At 71.0% G+C, this 19,249-nt stretch carries 17 protein-coding genes and 1 tRNA gene; 11 read left to right on the plus strand and 7 right to left on the minus strand.

Features of this window, described 5'->3' with window-relative positions; genetic code table 11:
* Window positions 1-192: 192 nt before the first annotated feature.
* Window positions 193-918 (minus strand): DUF4234 domain-containing protein, encoded by a 726-nt coding sequence (locus MXD61_RS17885; RefSeq protein ID WP_248814620.1) that lies wholly within the window; start codon window positions 916-918, stop codon window positions 193-195.
* 369 nt (window positions 919-1,287) lie between these two features.
* Between MXD61_RS17885 and MXD61_RS17890 the strand changes: the two genes are divergently transcribed.
* The 6 genes from MXD61_RS17890 (at window position 1,288) to MXD61_RS17920 (ending at window position 5,501) form a co-directional block, all read left to right on the plus strand.
* Complete coding sequence (locus MXD61_RS17890; protein WP_248814621.1) at window positions 1,288-1,746, plus strand: peroxiredoxin; 459 nt, start codon at window positions 1,288-1,290, stop codon at window positions 1,744-1,746.
* Between the two features lie 183 nt (window positions 1,747-1,929).
* Window positions 1,930-2,001 (plus strand) — tRNA-Val (locus MXD61_RS17895).
* 154 nt (window positions 2,002-2,155) lie between these two features.
* The gene (locus MXD61_RS17900; protein ID WP_285223310.1) at window positions 2,156-2,641 is read left to right on the plus strand and encodes a winged helix-turn-helix domain-containing protein; all 486 of its coding nucleotides are present in this window, start codon (window positions 2,156-2,158) and stop codon (window positions 2,639-2,641) included.
* On the plus strand, window positions 2,605-3,249 hold the full coding sequence (locus MXD61_RS17910) for a transposase (protein ID WP_248814622.1): 645 nt from the start codon (window positions 2,605-2,607) through the stop codon (window positions 3,247-3,249). The genes MXD61_RS17900 and MXD61_RS17910 overlap by 37 nt, the downstream gene beginning before the upstream one ends.
* Before the next feature lie 198 nt (window positions 3,250-3,447).
* The gene (locus tag MXD61_RS17915; RefSeq protein ID WP_163549922.1) at window positions 3,448-3,774 is read left to right on the plus strand and encodes an FKBP-type peptidyl-prolyl cis-trans isomerase; all 327 of its coding nucleotides are present in this window, start codon (window positions 3,448-3,450) and stop codon (window positions 3,772-3,774) included.
* Between the two features lie 317 nt (window positions 3,775-4,091).
* Entirely contained in the window at window positions 4,092-5,501 is a 1,410-nt protein-coding gene (locus tag MXD61_RS17920; RefSeq protein ID WP_248814623.1) for a lamin tail domain-containing protein, read from the plus strand.
* A gap of 74 nt (window positions 5,502-5,575) precedes the next feature.
* Here the strand turns inward: MXD61_RS17920 and MXD61_RS17925 are convergent, their stop codons facing one another.
* The 4 genes from MXD61_RS17925 to MXD61_RS17940 form a co-directional block, all read right to left on the minus strand.
* Window positions 5,576-6,382, minus strand: a complete 807-nt coding sequence (locus MXD61_RS17925) for an enoyl-CoA hydratase-related protein (protein WP_248814624.1) — start codon at window positions 6,380-6,382, stop codon at window positions 5,576-5,578.
* Entirely contained in the window at window positions 6,379-6,849 is a 471-nt protein-coding gene (locus MXD61_RS17930) for a pyridoxamine 5'-phosphate oxidase family protein (protein WP_248814699.1), read from the minus strand. The genes MXD61_RS17925 and MXD61_RS17930 overlap by 4 nt, the downstream gene beginning before the upstream one ends.
* Window positions 6,850-6,926: 77 nt before the next feature.
* Complete coding sequence (locus MXD61_RS17935; RefSeq protein ID WP_248814625.1) at window positions 6,927-8,300, minus strand: GDSL-type esterase/lipase family protein; 1,374 nt, start codon at window positions 8,298-8,300, stop codon at window positions 6,927-6,929.
* Window positions 8,297-8,965: a TetR/AcrR family transcriptional regulator gene (locus MXD61_RS17940; protein WP_248814626.1), complete on the minus strand. Its 669-nt coding sequence runs from the start codon at window positions 8,963-8,965 to the stop codon at window positions 8,297-8,299. Before MXD61_RS17940 ends, MXD61_RS17935 begins: the two co-directional genes overlap by 4 nt.
* 94 nt (window positions 8,966-9,059) lie before the next feature.
* On the opposite strand from MXD61_RS17940, the gene MXD61_RS17945 reads away from it, so the two are divergent.
* The 3 genes from MXD61_RS17945 (at window position 9,060) to MXD61_RS17955 (ending at window position 14,317) form a co-directional block, all read left to right on the plus strand.
* On the plus strand, window positions 9,060-10,991 hold the full coding sequence (locus MXD61_RS17945) for an NAD(P)/FAD-dependent oxidoreductase (protein ID WP_248814627.1): 1,932 nt from the start codon (window positions 9,060-9,062) through the stop codon (window positions 10,989-10,991).
* 314 nt (window positions 10,992-11,305) lie between these two features.
* Window positions 11,306-13,030: an amidohydrolase family protein gene (locus MXD61_RS17950; protein ID WP_248814628.1), complete on the plus strand. Its 1,725-nt coding sequence runs from the start codon at window positions 11,306-11,308 to the stop codon at window positions 13,028-13,030.
* 63 nt (window positions 13,031-13,093) lie between these two features.
* The gene (locus MXD61_RS17955) at window positions 13,094-14,317 is read left to right on the plus strand and encodes an amidohydrolase family protein (protein ID WP_248814629.1); all 1,224 of its coding nucleotides are present in this window, start codon (window positions 13,094-13,096) and stop codon (window positions 14,315-14,317) included.
* Window positions 14,318-14,408: 91 nt separating this feature from the next.
* Here the strand turns inward: MXD61_RS17955 and MXD61_RS17960 are convergent, their stop codons facing one another.
* Window positions 14,409-15,224: an SDR family NAD(P)-dependent oxidoreductase gene (locus MXD61_RS17960; RefSeq protein WP_248814630.1), complete on the minus strand. Its 816-nt coding sequence runs from the start codon at window positions 15,222-15,224 to the stop codon at window positions 14,409-14,411.
* 11 nt (window positions 15,225-15,235) lie between these two features.
* A complete protein-coding gene (locus tag MXD61_RS17965; protein WP_248814631.1) occupies window positions 15,236-16,087 on the minus strand; it encodes a mycofactocin-coupled SDR family oxidoreductase in 852 nt (283 codons plus the stop codon).
* A gap of 732 nt (window positions 16,088-16,819) precedes the next feature.
* Here MXD61_RS17965 and MXD61_RS17970 point away from each other — a divergent pair.
* Entirely contained in the window at window positions 16,820-17,890 is a 1,071-nt protein-coding gene (locus tag MXD61_RS17970; protein WP_248814632.1) for a hotdog domain-containing protein, read from the plus strand.
* A 4-nt stretch (window positions 17,891-17,894) separates the two neighbouring features.
* Window positions 17,895-19,232 (plus strand): DUF427 domain-containing protein, encoded by a 1,338-nt coding sequence (locus tag MXD61_RS17975; protein WP_248814633.1) that lies wholly within the window; start codon window positions 17,895-17,897, stop codon window positions 19,230-19,232.
* The last annotated feature ends 17 nt before the right edge of the window (window positions 19,233-19,249 follow it).

A 19,249-nucleotide genomic window follows, 5' to 3' on the forward strand; every position in this document is an offset into this window, starting at 1 on the left:
GTGGGCGGCTTCCGGTCGGCCGAGCGGAGCGTGGCCGGAGTCCGCCGCGCGGCGGCGTCCCGGTGGTGGTGTGCCACCGTCGGCGCCGCGGGCGCGCGCGGGCGTGGTCCGACCACGTCCGCGGTTCTCGCCTGCCCGCGGGCGACACCCGGGCACGGGCCGGAGGGGTTGGGTCAGCGGTGATGGGTTGGGTCAGCGGTACAGCGGGACCTGCTGGCCTTCGACGGCACCCGGGTAGCGATCCCAGAGGCGGTTGAGCTCGAGCTGCAGGAACAGCGGTCCGAAACCGATCAGGAACAGGACGAACGCGAGCACCGGGTTGGTCTCCGGCACGCCCGCGGCATGCTGGGCGGCGCGGGTGCGGGTACCGAGCCGCCAGGCCGCGACGAACGGTGGCACGATCACCAGCCAGCCGATCAGGAAGGCCAGCACTGACAACGTCGGGTTGACCTGGATGCGTCGGTCGTACTCGGCCAGTTCCCGGTTCGTCTTGTAGACCCAGACGAACGGGTAGACACCGAGGGTGAGCAGCGGCAGGCCGAGCCAGGCGGCGAACGGGTTGCGATGCCTGCCGAGCATGCCGGCGCCGCCGAGGTCGCGGACCGGGCCAGCGGGCCCGTCCGGCCCGGGGAAGCCGTAGTCGGGGGTCGCCGGGTAGCCCTGCTCCGGTTCCGGCCCGGACAGCGACTCACGGAACGCGTAGATCGGGAAGCCCCCGGTGGACGTGCCCGGCCCGTCGATCGGGTGCGGCTCCCTGGCCGGCTGGCCGCCCGGACGCGGCTGCTCGGCGGGGTAGGGCGGCTCCGGGGGAAGACCCGTCTGGTAGGCACGATCGGATGACCAGCCACGGCGGTCGTGGACATCTGGTTGGCCATGCGGCTCAGGGAAGCCGTGGGGGGTCGCGCTCTGGTCGGTCAACGTTGGTCCTGCCCTCATCGGTGTCCATGCCGGTGGCGTACGCGGATCGTGCACCCTGGTACCGCACGTCTGGTCGATGGCTCCCGCGTCGATCGGCCAGACTAGGCCAGTCTGGCCGATGACACCTCAACACTCGCCGCCTGTGTGTCTCGGGAGCGTGAAACTTGCCGGCGGCGCGGCCCCTGAAACATCCACGCCGCCCGTTGTGGGCCACACCGCGCCGCACCGATCGGTTCCCGGCCGGCGGAAACTGGCATGCTGGCAGTAGGGGACGGCGGGCCCGGTCGTGGTGGTGTCCTGGACGGATGTCGGCCTGATCGGAGTTGGCGTCACCGTGATCATCCCCATCGTTGTGGAGAGGAAGCGCTCGTGACTGTCGAAGTTGGCTCCGTCGCCCCGGACTTCTCGCTGAAGGACCAGAACAACGAGGTCATCACCCTGGCCGACTTCCGCGGCAGGCGGAACGTCGTGCTGCTGTTCTACCCGTTGACCTTCACCGGTGTCTGCCAGGGCGAGCTGTGCTCCGTGCGGGACGACCTCGGTTCCTTCCAGAACGACAACGTGCAGGTCCTCGCCGTTTCCGTCGACTCGCCGTTCGCCCACAAGGTCTGGGCCGACCAGCAGGGCTACGAGTTCCCGCTGCTGGCCGACTTCTGGCCGCACGGCGCCGTCGCGTCCTCCTACGGCGTTTTCAACGAGGAGCGGGGCATCTCCGTGCGCGGCACCTTCGTGATCGACAAGGAGGGCGTCGTGCGCTGGAAGGTCGTCAACAACATTCCCGACGCGCGCGACCAGGCCGAGTACCTCAAGGCCCTCGCCGCCCTCTAGACTGTGGGTACGGGAGTCGGTGCGCGTTGCCGGGCCCTCGGGGCCCAGGTGCCGCCATCCGCGAGCACTGCCGCCACCGGCTCCCCCTCCGCCGCGCTACGGTTGTGGCGTCGTCCTCATGGCGCACAGGCGTAAGCTTGGCGGGCTGTGGCTCCGGCTACTTCTGGAACTCTGGCTACTCCCGGGCGCGTAGCTCAGCGGGAGAGCGCTCGCCTTACAAGCGAGTGGTCGCAGGTTCGATCCCTGCCGCGCCCACAAAACCGTGTCTACCAGCGCAAACAAAGATCATTTGCGGGTTTGCAAGTAGAGCACAGCGGTCAGACGCAACTACTGATCTTTAATGTTCCGGGTCGGGTTGGTCCGGTGGTGATCGTCGGGGTGATCGTTGGGGGTTGGGTAGTGGGTTGGTATGAGGTATGCGACGGGTGGTGGGTTGACCGCCGAGGATCGGGATCGTCGGGAGCGGGTACGGCGGGAGGCTGCGGATCTGTTCGAGAACGGTGCGTTGAATCGGGAGGTTGCTGCGGGTTTGCGGGTGAGCGAGCGGTCGGTGGAGCGGTGGCGTCGGCGGTGGAAGGTCGGTGGGGTGGCGGCGTTGCGTTCGCGGGGGCCGACGTCACGCTGCCGGTTGGACGAAGAGCAGTTGCGGGCGTTGGAGGCGGTGTTGGATCGGGGGCCAGCGGCGTCGGGCTGGGTGGATGAGCGGTGGACGTTGGCCCGGATCCGGGAGGTGATCGTCAGGATGTTCGGGGTGGAGTACACGCTGGCGGGGGTGTGGTTGCTGTTGGACCGGCGGGGCTGGTCGTGTCAGGTGCCGGTGCGCCGGGCGGTGGAACGGGACGAGGGTGCGGTGGGGGTGTGGCGGGAGCAGGTGTGGGAGCGGGCAAGAAAATAGCGGCGGTCACCGGGGGCTGGGTGGTGTTCGAGGATGAGGCGGGGCAGACGTTGCGGCCGCCTCGGGTGACCAGTGGGGGTCGGCGGGGACGGTCGCCGGTGGTGCGGGTGCGTGGGGGCGGGTCGGGGCGGGTGTCGATCGCGGGGCTGGCCTGCTACCGGCCTGGGCAGGTGACGCGCTGGTTTTACCGGCTGCGCGAGCATCGGGGCCGTGGTGAACCGATGGGGTTTGGGTGGACGGAGTACCGGGATCTGGTCGTGGCGGCGCACCGCCGGCTGGGCCGGCCGCTCGTGCTGGTCTGGGACAATCTGGGTACCCATCGGTGTGCGCAGATGCTCGCGTTCATCGCGGCGAACTCCCGGTGGCTGACCGTGATCCGACTGCCGTCGTACAGTCCGGAGCTGAACCCGGTGGAAGGCGTGTGGTCGCTGCTGAAACGCGGGGAGATCGCCAACCGGGTCCTGGTCGACGTCGACCATCTCACCGGTCTGGTCCGCCGGGGCATGGGCCGGGTCGGGCGCTGTCCTGATCTGCTCGAGGGATGCCTGGCGGGCACCGGGCTGACCTTGACACCACCCCATGATCAGCCAGCCGACCTCGCACATTAAAGGTCAGTAGTTTCCCGAGGAACCTGCCTCAAAAAGCTTGACGGATTCCGTGTCGGCGAGGGCCCTACCACGTGGGGGCATGGCTGGCACGAAGGACCGTTAGGGTCGAGGGAGCCGGGCGGCGGGCCGGGTTCCGCGGGCGGGTGTCGTCCGGCGGCCGGCCTGCTTGCCTCCATCGAGGTAGGAGAGGCATTTCGCATGGGTGTTTCGATCGAGACGCTGTCGCCGGGGGATGGCAGGACGTTCCCGAAGAAGGGCGACACGGTGACGATCCACTACGTCGGCACCTTGCGCAGTGGCAAGGTCTTCGACTCGTCCCGTGACCGGGGCACACCGTTCACGACCGAGATCGGGATCGGCCGGGTCATCCAGGGCTGGGACGAGGGCGTGCCCCAGCTCTCCCTCGGCCAGAAGGCCGTCCTCACCATCACCTGGGACTACGCCTACGGTGAGGCCGGCTTCCCACCGGTCATCCCGCCGAAGTCCGACCTGCTCTTCGAGGTCGAACTGCTCGGGATCTCCTAGTCCGGCGGGCGGCCTGGCCGGCTGGGGTGTCCCCGCACCGGGCAGGCCGCCACGGCGTGGCAGTAGTGCGATCCTGGGCGTAGCGCGGCCGGGTGGCTGCGCACAGTGGTCATCAGTGCTGCCCATGTTGTTGGTGGCGCGTTCAGCGGGTCGTCGCCGGTGTGCGGAAGGCTTCGCCACGGCAGGGAGCGGGGTTTCCCCCCTGCCTGGTCCGTGGAACAGGAGTCCGCTCCGTGCGCCGATGGTCACGTGGTTCCCTACCTCCCCTGCCGACACCCGTCCCGTCGGCAGCCACCCGGCCGGCAGCTTGCCCGTCGGTGTGGTCACGGTCGCGCTCGGGGTCGCGCCGCCGGCCCGCGGTCGCCGCGGCGGGGACAGCGCTGGTGCTGGGCCTGGCGAGTGTCGCCGGCCTGGTGGCGCTGCCCCAGGCGGCGCAGGCGGCGACGACGGTGCGGATCAACGAGATCGAGTCCAGCGGCGGCAGCCCGGGTGACTGGGTGGAGCTCGCGAACACCGGCACGACCGCGGTGGACGTCTCCGGCTGGAGCGTGCGGGACAACGACGACACCCACGTGTTCACGATCCCGGCCGGCACCTCCGTGGCCGTTGGCGGCCACCTGGTCCTCGACGTGGACCCCGTGTTCGGGCTCGGCGCCGCCGACTCGGTGCGGCTCTACCAGGCCGGCGTCACCACCCCGGTCGACTCCTACACCTGGACGTCGCACGCGTCGACGACCTACGGGCGCTGCCCCGACGCCACCGGGGCGTTCACGACCACCGCGGCGTCCACCCGCGGGGCGACGAACTCCTGCCCGCCGGCGACCTGGCCGGGCGGCAGCGCCGTGTCCGTCGCCGACGCGGCGAACGTGTTCGGGGAGAACCTCAGCGGCCTGTCGTTCGAGAACGCAAGCCAGCTGTGGGCGGTGAAGAACGGCCCCGGCACCCTCTACCGGCTGGTGCCCAGCGGGTCGAACTGGACGCCGGACACCACCGGTGGCTGGACGTCCGGCAAGGCCCTGCACTACCCCGGCGGCACCGGTGACCCGGACGCCGAGGGCGTCGTCACCACCCCGGACGGACTGTTCGTCGCCACCGAGCGCAACAACGCCAACAGCGGCGTGAGCCGCCCGGAGATCCTCCGGTTCGACGCCACCTCCAGCGCGTCCGCGCTGACCGCGACGGGGGAGTGGAACCTCACCGCCGACCTGCCGGCGGTGGCCGCGAACAGCGGACTGGAAGCCATCTCGTGGATTCCCGACTCCTACCTGACCGCGCACGGCTTCCATGACGACCACACCGGCGCCGCCTACAACCCGGCGAGTTACCCCGGGCACGGCACCGGCCTGTACTTCGCCGGGCTGGAGGCGAACGGCTCCGTCTACGCCTACGCGCTCAACCAGGCCGGCACCACCTACACCCGGGTCGCCACGTTCGCGAGCGGGTTCTCCGCCGTCATGGACCTGGAATTCGATCCGAGTACCGGTCACCTGTGGGCGGAATGCGACGACACCTGCCAGGGTCGGACGGCGGTCCTCGACATCAACGCGTCGGGAGTCTTCGCCGGCACCGCCGTGTACGCGCGTCCCAGCGGAATGAGCAACTACAACAACGAGGGATTCGCGCTCGCACCCGCGGCGAGCTGCTCCGGCGGATCCCGTCAGGTCGTCTGGTCCGATGACAGCAACGATGGCGGCCACGCCCTGCGCCGCGGAACCCTGACCTGCTGACCTGAGCTGACCCGCTGGCCCTGCCGGGTCAGCGGGTCAGCGGGTCAGCGGGCAAGTCGGTCCTGTCCGTCGGCTCAGCGGGCCTTCCAGACCGGGGGACGGCGTGCGAAGAAGGCGTCGATGCCCTCGCGGAAATCGGCGGTTCCCATGAGGTCGGCGTGGGCGGCGTCGCTGCGGGCCCAGATCTCCGTCTCGTCGGGAGCGATCTCGTGACGGGCGATGCCCAGGGCCGCGCGCACGGCCAACGGTGCGTTGGCGTTGACCCGCTCGGCCAGTGCGAGCGCGCCCTCGAGGGCCCCACCGGGCTCGGTGAGGACGTTGACCAGGCCGAGACGTTCGGCCCGTTCGGCGGACAGGTCGTCCCCGGTGGCGAGCAGCTCGAAGGCGACGTTGCGCGGCAGCACCCGGGAGATCCGGAAGGCACCGCCGAAGTCGGGCATCAGGCCCCGCTTGACCTCGGGCAGGCCGAACCGTGCGTCGCGGGCGGCGACCACCAGATCGCAGCACAGCACGAGTTCGACCCCGCCGCCGAGCGCGAAACCCTCGACCGCGGCGATCAGCGGTTTGGTCCGCTGCCGGTGGATGAGCCCCACCAGGCCACCGCGTTCGGTCGGTTCGCCGGCGCCGGTCCTCAGATCGGCGCCGGCGGAGAACATCCGCGGCCCGCCGGTGAGGATGGCGCACCACAGCTCGGGATCATCCTCGACCTCGTTCATCGCCTGGTCGATGCCCGCGGCGATGGCGGGGTTGAGCGCGTTGCGTTTGGCCTCCCGGTCGATCCGGATCACCAGGGTCCGGCCGTGCCGGTGCGTGGTGACCGGCTGGGGCCCGTCCACCCCGGTTGGACGGGCGGAGTCGACCGGGGTGGCGGGGATCGTCATCGGCCGAGCTTGCGGTGGTCCCAGGAGGCCGCCTTCTCGGGGGTCAGGCGCAGCCAGCCGTGCCGGCCGTCGTGGAACATCGAGCCGTCGGGGCGGCCGCCGTACTTGGCGGCGAACAGCCGCTCGGGTGTGGCGAGTTCGGGGGCGTCCTCGTCGCCGGTGCGGGGGACCGGGCCGACCGGCTCGAAGCGGCCGCGCAGCTCCACGCCGTGCAGCTCGGTGAACCCGCCGCCACCGTCGACGACGACGGCCGTCCGGGGGTCGCGCCGCACGTCCGTCCAGCGCTGGCTGCGCACGATCGAGTAGAGCCACAGGGACGTGCCGTCCCAGACGAACCACAGCGGGCTCAGATGTGGGGCACCCGAGGAGGTCAGCGTCGCGACGCGGCAGACGCGTTCCTCGGTCAGCAGCGTGTCGACCTCCGCGCCGGTCAGCGCGATCTTCCGGCCGCGGCGCTGGGTCTCGATCAGGTCAGGCTGCATGGATTCTCCTGCTGGGGTTGTGGTTGCGGCCAGCGTGGGTTGGCGCTGTCCGTGCGCGGTGCTCACCGCCTGACGGCCGCCAGGGTGAGCACCGCGTCCGCGGCCACCCGACCCATGACCTGGTAGGCCGCCCGGTTGGGATGCAGGTAGTCGCCGGCGCTACCGGCGCTGCTGGGCACGAACGGCGCCGGCAGCGTCCCGGTGGCCGGGTCGGTCACGGCGGCGGCCAGGTCGGCGGTGGCATCGAAGACACCGCTGGTGAGGATGAACTCGTTGAGTTCCCGGCGGTACCGGTCCACCTGACGGCCGCCGATGTGGGCGACCAGCTCCGCGCCAACCGACCGCAGCGGGCTGTCCGCCGGCGGCGTGCCACCGGGGGCCAGCGCGGGGGGGATCGTCGCGCCGACCACCCGCACCCCGGCGTCGTGCAGCACGTCGACCACCTGCCGGTAGCCGGCCAGCACGGGCCCCGGGGTGCCCCGGCCGATCCCCAGATCGTTGATCCCCTCGAGCCAGACCACCACGTCGAGCCCGGACAGGCCGAGCACGTCCCGGTGGACCCGCACCGTCGCCGGCTGCCCGATCATCGCCGCGGCCACCGCGTTGCCACCGATCCCCTGGTTGACCACGCTCACCCGGTCGCCGAGCGCGGCGTGCAACCGGCGCGACATCGCGTTCGACCAGCGGTCGTACCCGCCGTGGGTGGAGAACGTGCCGTCGGTCAGGGAGTCACCGAACGCACAGACCACCAGGGTGGCATCCGGTAGCCACATGTCGACGGCCTCGACGAACAGCACCGAGTTGATCGTGTAGGGGTAGGCGTGGTCATCCGGCGCGCCGGTCTGGTCGCCCGAACCCGGCGGGCTCAGATAGCCGGTGACCAGGCCGTCGGAGTGGGCACTGATCGGCCCGGACGCGCCGCGCACCGCGAGGCTGACCGCGAGCTCGCGACCGGCCAGCCAGCGTGGGGTGATCCGGTCGACGAACGGCAGGGCGACCGGGTCGCTGAACCTGCGCTCGCCGGGCGGGATCGTCACCTCCGGTCGGCCCTCGAAGGTCAGGGCGACCGAGGTGCCCTCGACCAGGTTCGCCTGGTACTCCCGTAATGCCACCGACGCGGCGCCGAAGGTCACGGCGTTCGGGCCGAACGCGTTGGACAGCCGCACCCGGGCGACGGTGCCCCACACGTCCGGCTTGACGATCATGCGGATGGTCTGGTCGCGGGCGCCGTCGGTGACGGGGCAGGTGAGGGCGAAGGAGAGATCGGGCTGCGGCATGTACGCCGCCACCGCGGCGCCGGGCGGGGCGAGCGGGCCGAACGGGCCGGCGATCGACGTCGACCACGACGCCACCCATCCCGCGCTGCGGTCGGCCGCCGCCGGCCCGGACGTCGCGTCCTGGCGACCGGAGTCAGCCAGGCGACCGGAGTCAGTCATGGGTGCGCGCACCCCCCCGAAACCTGCTCCGCCGTTGCCGGGCTGTCGAGCTGTGTGACCTGGCCCGGGGCCGAGAGGAAACCGATGGTTCCCGTGATGGCGGCATGGGCCAGGGCGCTGGCGGTCTGCCAGTCGCGGCCGGCGTCGATGATGACGGCGGCGGTGAAATGGGAGCTCAGATGGGCTCCCACGGTGGTGAGCAGCGCGTCGGGCGGAGGGCCGCGGTGGCCCTGTTCGTGCCACAGGGTCGCGGCGATCTCGAGGATCCGGTCGTTCCAGTCGCGCCGGGTGGACCGCTGGAACGTGGCGAGGTCCGGCGGCAGATCGGTGCGGGCGGCCATCTCCCAGTAGCCGGGGCCGATGGAGGCGTTCATCCGGTGGGCCGTCTCACAGGTCGCCCGCAGCCACTGGTCGACGTCGCCGCGAAAAGGCGGCAGTGACCGCAGGTAGTGCGTCATCGCGGCCTGGAAGGCGCTGGCGATGAGCTTCTCGCGCGTACCGAAGAGCCGGAACAGCGTGCGCCGGCTCACCCCGGACGCCTCGGCGAGCTGGTCCATGGTCGCGTCGACGCTGTTCTCGATCACGTACCGGCGAGCAGCGGTGAGCACATGCTCGAGTGCCGCCTGCCGCTTCACCTCCGCGAGGGGTCGGGTGGTCACCGGCATGGGGCCACGGTAGCCGTTGACACCCATTAGTGCCACGTACGACGCTGTGCGGTGCACAAGCGAAGGATCTGCGGGTTGGCGTGGAAGGACATTCATGGCGCACGGTCATCTGCACGTCGAACCTGTCACTGACGGAGACGACGAGATCGCGGCGGCGCTCGAGGACGTCTCGGTTCCGGCGCTCACCGCCGTCCTCGTCGGGCTCACCGGTGACCCCGCCCCTGTGCGCGGGCCGATCCGGCCCCGGCAGTGGGTGCACAACGAGTTCCAGGGCGCGCTCACCGAGGACGAGAAGGCGCTGCTGCGCCGCGACGCGCTGGCGGTCATCCGGTCCTGGCGGGACGCCGGCTGCCCCCCGGCGAAGGAGCTCGACCCCGCCCTGGTACACGAGATCATGAACTGGATCGCCTGCGAGCCGGTGCCCGACGACTACGTGGCGATGTACCGCGACGAGATGGATCTCGAGGGGCGCAACCCACGGGCGATCCGGCTGCCCGACCCCGAGCGGGTTCCGCTCGACCCGGGGTTCGGCGTTCTCGTCATCGGCTGCGGCGAGTCCGGCCTGCTCGCCGGCATCCGGCTCAAGGAGGCCGGTATCCCGTTCACGATCCTCGAGAAGAACGCCGACGTCGGCGGAACCTGGTACGAGAACCGGTACCCGGGCGCCCGGGTCGACGTCGCCAGCCACTACTACAACTACTCGTTCGGTCCGAACGACAGCTTCAGCGAGTACTACGCCCGCCAACCCGAGCTTTACCGCTACTTCCGCGCCCGCTTCGACGAGCACGGCATCGGTGAGCACGTCCGCTGGCGTTGTGAGGTCGAGCGGGCCGTCTGGGACGACGACGGCGCGCGCTGGCAGGTCACCTACCGCACCGCGGACGGCACCACGCACACGGCGTCCGCGAGTGCGCTGATCAGCGGGGTCGGCCTGCTGAGTCGACCGCTGATCCCCGACATCCCCGGGCTCGCAGACTTCGCCGGCCCGGCGTTCCACTCGGCGCAGTGGGATGAGCGGGTCGACCTGGGCGGCCGGCGGGTGGCGCTGATCGGCGCCGGGGCCAGCGGGTTCCAGCTCGGGCCGGCGGTCGTCGACGAGGTCGAGCGGCTCACCGTCTTCCAGCGGACCCCGCAGTGGATGGCGCCGAACCCGCGCTACCACGACCAGATCCGGCCGGGGGAGCGGTGGGCGATGCGCCACCTGCCCGGCTACGGCCGGTGGTACCGGTTCATGCTGATGTGGCAGTCCAGCGATCGGCTGCTGGAGCTGGTCCGGGTGGACCCCGAGTGGCCCGACTTCCCGCGCACCGCCAACGCGTTCAGCGCCACCCGCCGCGAGGCCTTCGTCCGCTGGATCGACGAGCAGGTCGGTGACGATCCCGACCTCGCCCGCAAGGTCACGCCCGACTACCCGCCGATGGCCAAGCGCATGCTGCAGGACAACGGCAGCTGGCTGCGCTGCCTGCGACGCCCTCACGTCGACCTGGTCAACGACCGGATCCTGCGGGTCGAACCGGATGCCGTCGTCACCACCGCCGGACGCCACGAGGTCGATGTCATCGTCATGGCGACCGGGTTCCGGGCCAGTGAGGTGCTCTGGCCGATGGAGATCGTCGGCCGGGGTGGGGTGTCGCTGACCGACGTCTGGCAGGGGCGACCCGCGGGCTACCTCAACATCACGGTTCCGGACTTCCCGAACCTGTTCATCCTCGGCGGTCCGGCGACCAGCCTCGCCCACGCCGGCAGCGTCATCTTCCTCACCGAATGCCAGATGCGCTACGTCGGGGACGCGCTGGCGCTGCTGGCCGGCGGTCGGCGGTCGATCGAACCGACACCGACGGCCTACGCCCGTTACGCCGAGGATCTCCAGGCCGAGATCGGCACGCTGATGTGGGGCCACCCCTCGATCGAGCACTCCTGGTACAAGGCCGCCGACGGCCGGGTGTACGTCCTGTGCCCCTGGCGACTTGTCGACTACTGGGCGATGACCGCTCGGCTGAAACCGGAGGACCATGCCGTGAGCTGACCGGGTGGCTTTTCCGAAGCCGACCCGCGGGTACGGGCCGGGCGGGCTTTCGGTTGGTCCGGCACCGTGTCCTCCCGGTTTCTCCGGGTATTTTTTCCGCTGTTTTCGAGGGCGGCTTTTCGCTATTCCCTTCCTCCTGTCGGCGGCTGTTCTGGTCTGTTGTCGAATTGATCCCCAGTGTGTTCGACCGGTTCGACAGAGAAACGTGGGAACTCCCTTGACGGGATGATTTTCGGGACTCACTATCAAGGCAATCTCCATGGTGAGACCGAAGTCATAACGGCCTGCACGACGGCCTGAGGGAGGACCGTGTAATGGCGATCTACGATCTGGTCATCAAGGGTGGAACCGTCATCGACGGGTTACAGACGCCGCGGTATCGGGCGGATGTCGCCATCGCCGACGGGAAGATCGTCCACATCGGAAAGGTGCGTTCCTCCGACGCCGCGGAGGTCGTCGACGCCACCGGCCGGGTCGTGGCACCGGGCGTGGTGGACCTGCACACCCACTACGACAGCCAGCTGTTCTGGGATCCGTGGTGCACGATGTCGGGCTGGCACGGCGTCACCAGCGTCGTCATCGGCAACTGCGGGTTCGGCTTCGCCCCCTGTAAGCCGGTCGACCGTGAGCGGGCGATGCTCAGCCTGTCGCGCAACGAGGCCGTCCCGATGGAGACGATGCGCCAGGGCATGCCGTGGGACTGGGAGACCTTCCCCGAGTTCCTCGACAGCGTCGAGCGCACGCCCAAGGGCGTGAACGTGATGTCCTTCGTGCCGCTGGCCCCGCTCTACGGCTATGTCGTCGGTCTGGACGTGGCCAAGGGCCGGCCCGTCACCGACGAGGAGCTGCAGCTCATGTGCAAGCTGCTGATCGAGGGGATGGAGGTCGGTGGCTGCGGTCTGTCGGCGCAGATCCTCGGGGACGTCGGCAACGTGCAGCTCGACTACGACGGCACCCCCATGGTGACCGACCTGATGAGCGAACGGGACCTGCGGGCGTTCAGCCAGGCCCTGGGCGCGCTCGGGCGCGGGGTGGCGCAGGTGACCTCGCCGCTGGAGACCGCGGCGTTCATGGCCCGCGAGAGCGGGCGGCCGATCATCTGGAACGCCCTGCTCGCCGACGGCGCGCTCAACCAGCACGGTGGCCAGCAGATGTCGCACCGCGACGCCCTGACCCGTCTCACCGAGCTCAACGAGCAGGAGGGCCTGCGGGTCTTCGCCCAGGCGCTCACGACCAACTTCGCCTCCGAGTTCACCCTGGAGGACTACAACCTGGCGGATGCGATTCCCTGCTGGAAGGAGGCGCTGATCGGCACGGTCGCCGAGAAGCGGGTGAAGCTCGCCGACCCGCGGCGCCGGGCGCAGATGAAGCAGGTGCACGCCGAGCGCGGTGGTCTGTTCGGCGCCGGCTACGTGCTCGCCGACATCAAGTGCCACTGGATCTCCAGCGACGTCGCGGACGCCCGCACGCTCAAGGACACCTACGAGGGCTACACCATCGGCGAGATCGCCGCGCGGGAGAACAAGCACCCGATCGACGCGATGCTCGACCTGGCCGTCGCCGGTGAGCTGCGGGTCGGCTTCGCCACGCCGCTGCTGCGCACGCCGCCGCAGGCCATGAAGGAGATCGCCACCGGGTCGGTCTCGCTGCCCGGGGTCAGCGACGGCGGCGCGCACACCAAGTTCGTCACCACCGCCCGCTACCCGAGTGAGCTGCTCGGCCTGTGGGTGCGCGAGCACGAGATCATGTCGCTGGAGCAGGCGCACTGGCGGCTGTCCGCCTACCCGGCGCAGGCCGCGGGCCTCAAGGGCCGCGGTTTCCTCGCCGAGGACGCGCCCGCCGACGTCATCGTCTACGACCCGGACACGGTGGACAGCCTTCCCGCCGAGCGGGTCTGGGACTATCCCGCCGGTGAATGGCGGCTCATCCAGAAGGCCACCGGCTATGACCGGATCGTGGTGAACGGCACGACCACCTTTGTCGACGGTGAATGCACACAGACCACTCCCGGTCGGCTGCTGCGACACGGCACCGAATGACCGTCCGACCGATCCGGCAGATCCGACCGATCCGGTTCGACCAGACAGCAGAAGGATTTTGACGTGACCGACATTTCCGGATTAGCCGCAGTTTTCGACGCCGACAACCACTACTGGGAATCCAGCGACGCCTTCACCCGGCATCGCGATCCGGCTTTTCTCGACCGTGGACTGCGGGTCGTCGAGCGAGACGGCGAGATTCGCTACCTCCTCGGTGATCGGGCCCATCCGATCCTGCCCGGGCCGGGCGACGTGCATCCCCGTCCCCGTCCCGGCGCGCTCTACGACTACTTCGGTGGACGCGGCGACAAGGGTTCGGTCGGCGCGGAACTGGCCTGCGAGGCACCGGCGGACCATCCCGACTGGTTCCAGCGGGACGCCCGACTGCGCCGCATGGACGAACAGGGCCTGGCCGCCGTCTGGATGTTCCCGTCCCACGCGGTGTGCGTGGAAGGTCCGATGCAGCCCGACATCGAGGCGTCCATCGAGGTGCTGCGGGCGTTCAACCGGTGGCTCGAGGAGGACTGGGGCTTCGCCTACCAGAACCGGATCTTCGGCGTGCCGTTCCTGACCCTGTCCGACCTGGACCGGGCGGTCACCGAACTGGAGTGGTGCGTCGGGCGGGGCGCGCGGGTGGTGAGCATCCGCAACGGGCCGGTGTTCACCCCCGAGGGCTACCGGTCACCCGCCGATCCGCGGTTCGACCCGTTCTGGGCCCGGGTCCAGGAGGCCGGGATCGTCGTCGCCCCGCACGCCGGGTTCGACGACGGCTACCGGGAGGTCGAGGCCGCGATCGCGCGGAGCTGGGGCTACCACCAGACCAGCCGCGGCGGCGACACGAACGCGATCACGCGCGACGAGCCGTTCCTGAAGATGCTGATGAAGCACCGACTCGTGCACGACTTCGCCGCGGCCCTGGTCGCCCACGGCCTGTTCGAGCGGTTCGGCGACCTGCGGATCGCGTTCATCGAGAACGGCGGCACCTGGGTCGGCTCACTGCTGCACGGTCTGCGGGTGATGCAGGGCCAGAACCCCGGGATGTTCACCGGCTCGCTGGTCGACCAGTTCATCGAGCACTGCTGGGTCGCCCCGTTCGTCGAGGACGACGTGGCGGAGCTCGCCGTGCACCTGCCGGTCGAGCGGATCCTGTTCGGCTCCGACTGGCCGCACGCCGAGGGACTCGCCGAGCCGAAGGACTTCCTCGGCGGCCTCGGTTCGTTCTCGGCAGATGACCAGCGGCGCATCATGCACGACAACGCCAGCGAGCTCACCCGGCCCGCGAGGTAACACAGCAGCCGGCCGGAGCGCTCCTGGTGGTCAGGCGCTCCGGCCGGTCCGGACAGTTCTGGCCGGCGAGGTGTTCTGGCCGGTCAGCGGCCTACTGCTGGTCGGGCAGGGTGAGGACGACGCCCGCGGTCTGGCCGCCGTCGATGGCGATCTCGGCGCCGGCGATGAAGGCGGCCCTGTCGGAGAGCAGGAAGACGACGAGCTCCGCGATGTCCGTGGGCAGGCCGGCGCGGCCCAGCGGTGTGGCGGCCAGCCGCTTCTCGGCCACCGGGTCGCCATCGCCGATGACCATCGGGGTCAGCACCGGCCCGGGGAGCACGGCGTTGACCCGGATGCCGTACGGGGCGAGCTCGAGGGCCGCGACCTTGGTGAGGCCGCGCAGCGCCCATTTCGACGACGAGTAGGCGCTGTGCAACGTCCAGGCGGTGGCCGCCGCGGCCGACACGGTGTTCACGATCGCGCCGGCGCCCGCGGCCCGCAGGTGCGGGGCGACCGCCTGCAGGCCGAGGAACGGCCCGAGGCAGTTGATCCGCCACACCCGCTCGAAGTCGGCCGGGTTCTCCCGCTCCAGGGACTCGCGGCGCAGCACACCGGCGTTGTTCACCAGACCGTCGAGACGTCCGAAGCGATCCAGGCCGCCCTGGACGGCCTGCGCCCAGGCCGCCGCGTCGGTGACGTCGAGGGAGACGGCATGAACCGCGTCCGGCCGGGCGTCGGCAAGCTCGTGCACGTCGGGCAGGACGTCACCGGCGATGACACGGCCCCCGGCCGCCACCACCCGCTCGCTGATCGCCCGGCCCTGCCCGCGGGCGGCACCGGTGACCAGCACGACCCGGCCGTCGAGCTCCACGGCGGGCGTGGGGCTGGCGGTCGCGGGCGTGCTGCCGGTGGACGATGGTGTGGTCATGGCTGGCCCGGTCAGATCGCCGACTCGCCCTTGAGCATGGCGCCGGCGTCGATGCGGAAGTTCTGCCCGGTGATGTACTTCGACTCGTCGGAGACGAGGAAGAGCACCAGGTCGCTGACGTCGCTCGGCTCGATGTAGGGGATCGGCATCGCCTGCATGGCCGGGAACGCCAGCTCCGCGTCCTCGCGGGTCGGGTTCTCCAGGTCGGGCCGGAACGCCTTGTAGATGTCGTCGTTCTGCAGCAGGTGGGTGTTGGTGTTGGTGGGGTGCACGGCGTTGAGCCGGATGCTGCTGGCCGCGAGCTGCAGCGCGAGGGTCTGGGTGTACTGGAAGATGACCCGCTTGGCCCACGCGTACCCGACGCCACCGCTGTTGCCCAGGTTCTCCGTGGTCCCCTTCATCATCCCGGCGGTGGAGCCGGTGATGACGATCGACGCGCCGGACTTCAGATGCGGCAGGCTGACCGCGACGGTGTTCATCGCACCGATCAGGTCGACGTCGGTGCCGTCGACGAACCCGCTGAGCAGGGTGATGTCCTTCCACGGGCAGATGCCGGCGTTGGCGAGGACGATGTCGAGCCGGCCGAAGCGGGCGATCCCCTCGGCCAGGGCGGCCTGCAGCTGCGAGCGCTCGCGGACGTCGGCCCTGACCGCGACGATGCTGCGCCCGAGCGCCTCCACCTCCTTGACGGTCTGGGCGAGGTCCTCCGGCGTGGCCAGCGGGTAGGTGACGGTCTCGATCTGCTCACAGATGTCGACCGCGACGATGTCCGCGCCCTCCTGGGCGAGGCGCACCGCGTGGCTGCGGCCCTGGCCGCGGGCGGCTCCGGTGATGAATGCGACCCTGCCATCAAGCTTGCCCATGGGAGACCCTCCAGTTCGTTCGACGCCTGCTGTGACCGTCGGCCGTCACAGCGACCGGCGCGGCCCGGCCACGCGTCGGCCGGCTCTTCAGTCAGATCGGATGCGGCGACGTCCGGATGACACCTGACATCAGGTGCCGGCGGTATCCGGTTCGTCGCGACCCGGGCGGTGCGGCCTGTCCGCGGACCACCGCGGACAGGGGGTCTCCGGCGCCGAAGGGGACGGGCGGCAACCGCTGCTGCGGCGGGTTCTGGACGGTGTCGCTCCGGCCGAATCATGATCCCCGGTCGTCGCGCCTATGACATCGCACCGCGACGAGCGATGTCAACGCCGATGGGGAGGTCGGCCGATCCCGCGCGATGACCTGGCCGATCCGGCGTGATGGTCAGCCCGCCGGGCTGGCCCGGTGCGACAACCCTGTCGCCCGGTGGTCGTGGGAGTTCCCCGCTCCGGGGTCCGGGTAACCCACGGGTCGCCACCTGGCCGGGCCCGCCGCAGGCGGCAAACTCGACATCGACCTCATCCCTGACCTTAGAGTCGAACGGGTTCGGCCCCGTCGGATCGGCCTGCCGCGCGCCTGCGCCGCGCGCACCCGACGACGGCCCGACGAGGACGACACAGCAGCGACCGCGCGGCGGGGACCAGAGCGACCGCGCGGCGGGGAGCAGGCGGGCGACCGCCGAGCGGCGGCGACATGGCGATGACGGGACGGCCGACAGTGACGACACAGCGGTGAGTGCGACGGTGAGCCGGGGCACGGCCGGCGCCGGCAAGGGGACCTCGAACGTGATCGGCGAACTCGCTCTGACGGTCGAGGAGGTCGGCGACGAGCTGCACGGTCTGCTGCCCGCGGTCCCCGAGCTCGCCGTGCCGGGCACGCCATGGCTGCGGGCCTCGGCGCTGGCCGCTCTCGCGGACGTGGTGCTCGGCCTGCTGGGGGTGCGCGAGATCGCCCCACGGGTCCCCGTCACCCTCGCGCTCGACGTGCACCTGTTCCAGGAGATCCCGGCGGGCGGCCAGACGGTGCGGGGAATCGGCCGGACCGTCAAGTCGGGCCAGACGGTCCTGGTGTCCGCGATCGACTTCGTCGGCGAGGACGGCCGCCTGCTCGGTATCGGCAGCAGCATCTTCGTCCCGGCGCCCGACCCGGCACTGCGGATGCCGCCCGGCGGGTGGGCCCTGGACTCGATGCGTCACCTCCGGGGCCGGCTGCGCGAGCCGATCGCCACCCGACTGCGCTGCGAGCCGGTCGTGCCCGGTGTGGTGTCGATGCGGGTGGGACCGGACATGTCCAACGCCGCCGGCACGCTCAACGGCGGGCTGGTGCCGGTGCTCATGGAGGAGGCGCTGTTCTCGTTGCCGCCGCGGGTGTCCCCGCCGGGCACGACGCTGGCGTCGTTGGGGATCCGGTACCTGCGTCCGGTCCGCCGCGGCCCCGCCGTCGCGACGGCCAGCGTGGCCGGGGAAGAAGCGGCCGGGGCAGCGACCGGCGGGAACGGGTCGGCCGTGGCGCGGGGCGTGGTCGCCACGATCGAGGTGCGGGACGAGGCCACCGATGTCCTGGCCATCCTCGCGACGGCCCGCACGTTCCCGGCCCGCCCGCACCTGCCGACCGCCCGGGGCGTCTCCGATCCTTCCTCCGAGACCAGTCCGTTTCTTCCTGCTGGCCCGGCCGTCCACCCCGGCCCGGCCGTCCACCCCGGCCCGGCCGTCCACCCCGGCCCGGCCGTTCACGCAGGTCCAGCCGTTCACGCAGGTCCAGCCGTTCACGCAGGTCCATCTGTCCACGTCGACGGAGAGTGAGATCATGACAGCTCCAGAGCAGGCGGCCTCCGAACCGGCCGAGGCCGGCGCACCGGCCCTCGTCGCCGTCCCCATCCCGTTGCGGGCCCGGGCCTGGTGGGGGGACCAGCTGATCGCCGAGTCGACCGCGACGGTGCGGGGACGGCAGCCGGACGGGACGTCCGCGCTGTACTTCCCGCGCGAGGATGTGCGGCTCGACCTGTTCACCCCGACGTCGACGCCGGCCACCTGCCCGGTCCGGGGCGGCGCCCAGACCTGGTCGATCGACGGCAAGGTGCCGCCGGCGCTGCGCGGCTGGGGCGCGCCGCCGGTGCCGGGCGCGGTCGTCGACGGGCAGGACGTGGCGTGGCTGTCCACCGAGCCGGCCGCCGGCCTGGAGTGGCTCGCGGGGCTGGTCACGTTCGACCATGACCGGGCGCTCGTCGAGATCGTCGACGGGGTCGACGGGGACGATCCGCGCGACGTCACCGTCAAGCAGTTCCCGATCTGGGGTGACGTCGCGGATCTGGTCGACATTCTGGACGTGCGCCCGGACGGCGAGCGCCGGTACGTCAGCGGGTTCCTGTCGAGCCCGGGGCGGCCCGTGGTCGAGGCCAGCCAGATGCTCGGCCAGGCGATCGTCGCCGCGAGCCGGCATGCGCCGGGCCGCCGCGTCGTGTCGGCGCACATGGTGTTCTACCGGGCCGCCGACGCCCGCGAGCCGTTGGCGTTCGAGCTCGAGGAGCTCAACAACGGTCGCAGCTTCACCTCCGTCATCGCGCACGTCGACCAGGGTGGCCGGCGGCGCGCGTCCGGGACGCTGCTGCTCGACGTCACCGGAGAGGACGTGTTCCGCCACGCGGCGCCGGCACCGCCGGCCCCGGGGCCCTACGAGTCCGAGCCGCTCGACATGGCGGTCACCGGCCGGGATCTGCGGATCCCGGCCGGGGAGTACGACGACGATCCGGCGGCGCCGGTCGGGCCGCCGACCATCGACACCTGGGTGCGCTTTCGCGCGGTGCCGGCCGACCAGCCGCTGCACGCGGCACTGCTCGCCCAGTTCACCGGGCACATCTCGATCTCGGCGGCGATGCGCCCGCACGCCGGAGTCGGCCAGTGGCAGGCCCACCGCAGCCTGTCCACCGGTATCAACGCGATCGCACTGTCGCTGCACGCCGATATCCACGCCGACCAGTGGCTGCGCTATCACCATCACTCGACTGTCGCCAACGGGGGAATGACCCACAGCGAGTGCCGGGTGTACACCGAGGACGGGGCGCTGGTCGCGTCGTTCACGGTGGACGCGATGGTCCGGCCGATGCCCGTGCGCCCCGGCACCGGCGACCATCGGACGGCGATGTGAGCGGGCGGCCAGACTGA

The organism is Frankia sp. AgPm24 (genome assembly GCF_023243055.1).
GTDB classification, from domain to species: domain Bacteria; phylum Actinomycetota; class Actinomycetes; order Frankiales; family Frankiaceae; genus Frankia; species Frankia umida.

Coding starts and splice junctions, on each gene's coding strand:
- MXD61_RS17900 (WP_285223310.1), top strand. CDS start 2,156: ATGAGGTATGCGACGGGTGGTGGGTTGACCGCCGAGGATCGGGATCGT.
- MXD61_RS17915 (WP_163549922.1), top strand. CDS start 3,448: ATGGGTGTTTCGATCGAGACGCTGTCGCCGGGGGATGGCAGGACGTTC.
- MXD61_RS17925 (WP_248814624.1), bottom strand. CDS start 6,382: ATGACGATCCCCGCCACCCCGGTCGACTCCGCCCGTCCAACCGGGGTG.
- MXD61_RS17935 (WP_248814625.1), bottom strand. CDS start 8,300: ATGACTGACTCCGGTCGCCTGGCTGACTCCGGTCGCCAGGACGCGACG.
- MXD61_RS17940 (WP_248814626.1), bottom strand. CDS start 8,965: ATGCCGGTGACCACCCGACCCCTCGCGGAGGTGAAGCGGCAGGCGGCA.
- MXD61_RS17945 (WP_248814627.1), top strand. CDS start 9,060: ATGGCGCACGGTCATCTGCACGTCGAACCTGTCACTGACGGAGACGAC.
- MXD61_RS17950 (WP_248814628.1), top strand. CDS start 11,306: ATGGCGATCTACGATCTGGTCATCAAGGGTGGAACCGTCATCGACGGG.
- MXD61_RS17960 (WP_248814630.1), bottom strand. CDS start 15,224: ATGACCACACCATCGTCCACCGGCAGCACGCCCGCGACCGCCAGCCCC.
- MXD61_RS17965 (WP_248814631.1), bottom strand. CDS start 16,087: ATGGGCAAGCTTGATGGCAGGGTCGCATTCATCACCGGAGCCGCCCGC.
- MXD61_RS17975 (WP_248814633.1), top strand. CDS start 17,895: ATGACAGCTCCAGAGCAGGCGGCCTCCGAACCGGCCGAGGCCGGCGCA.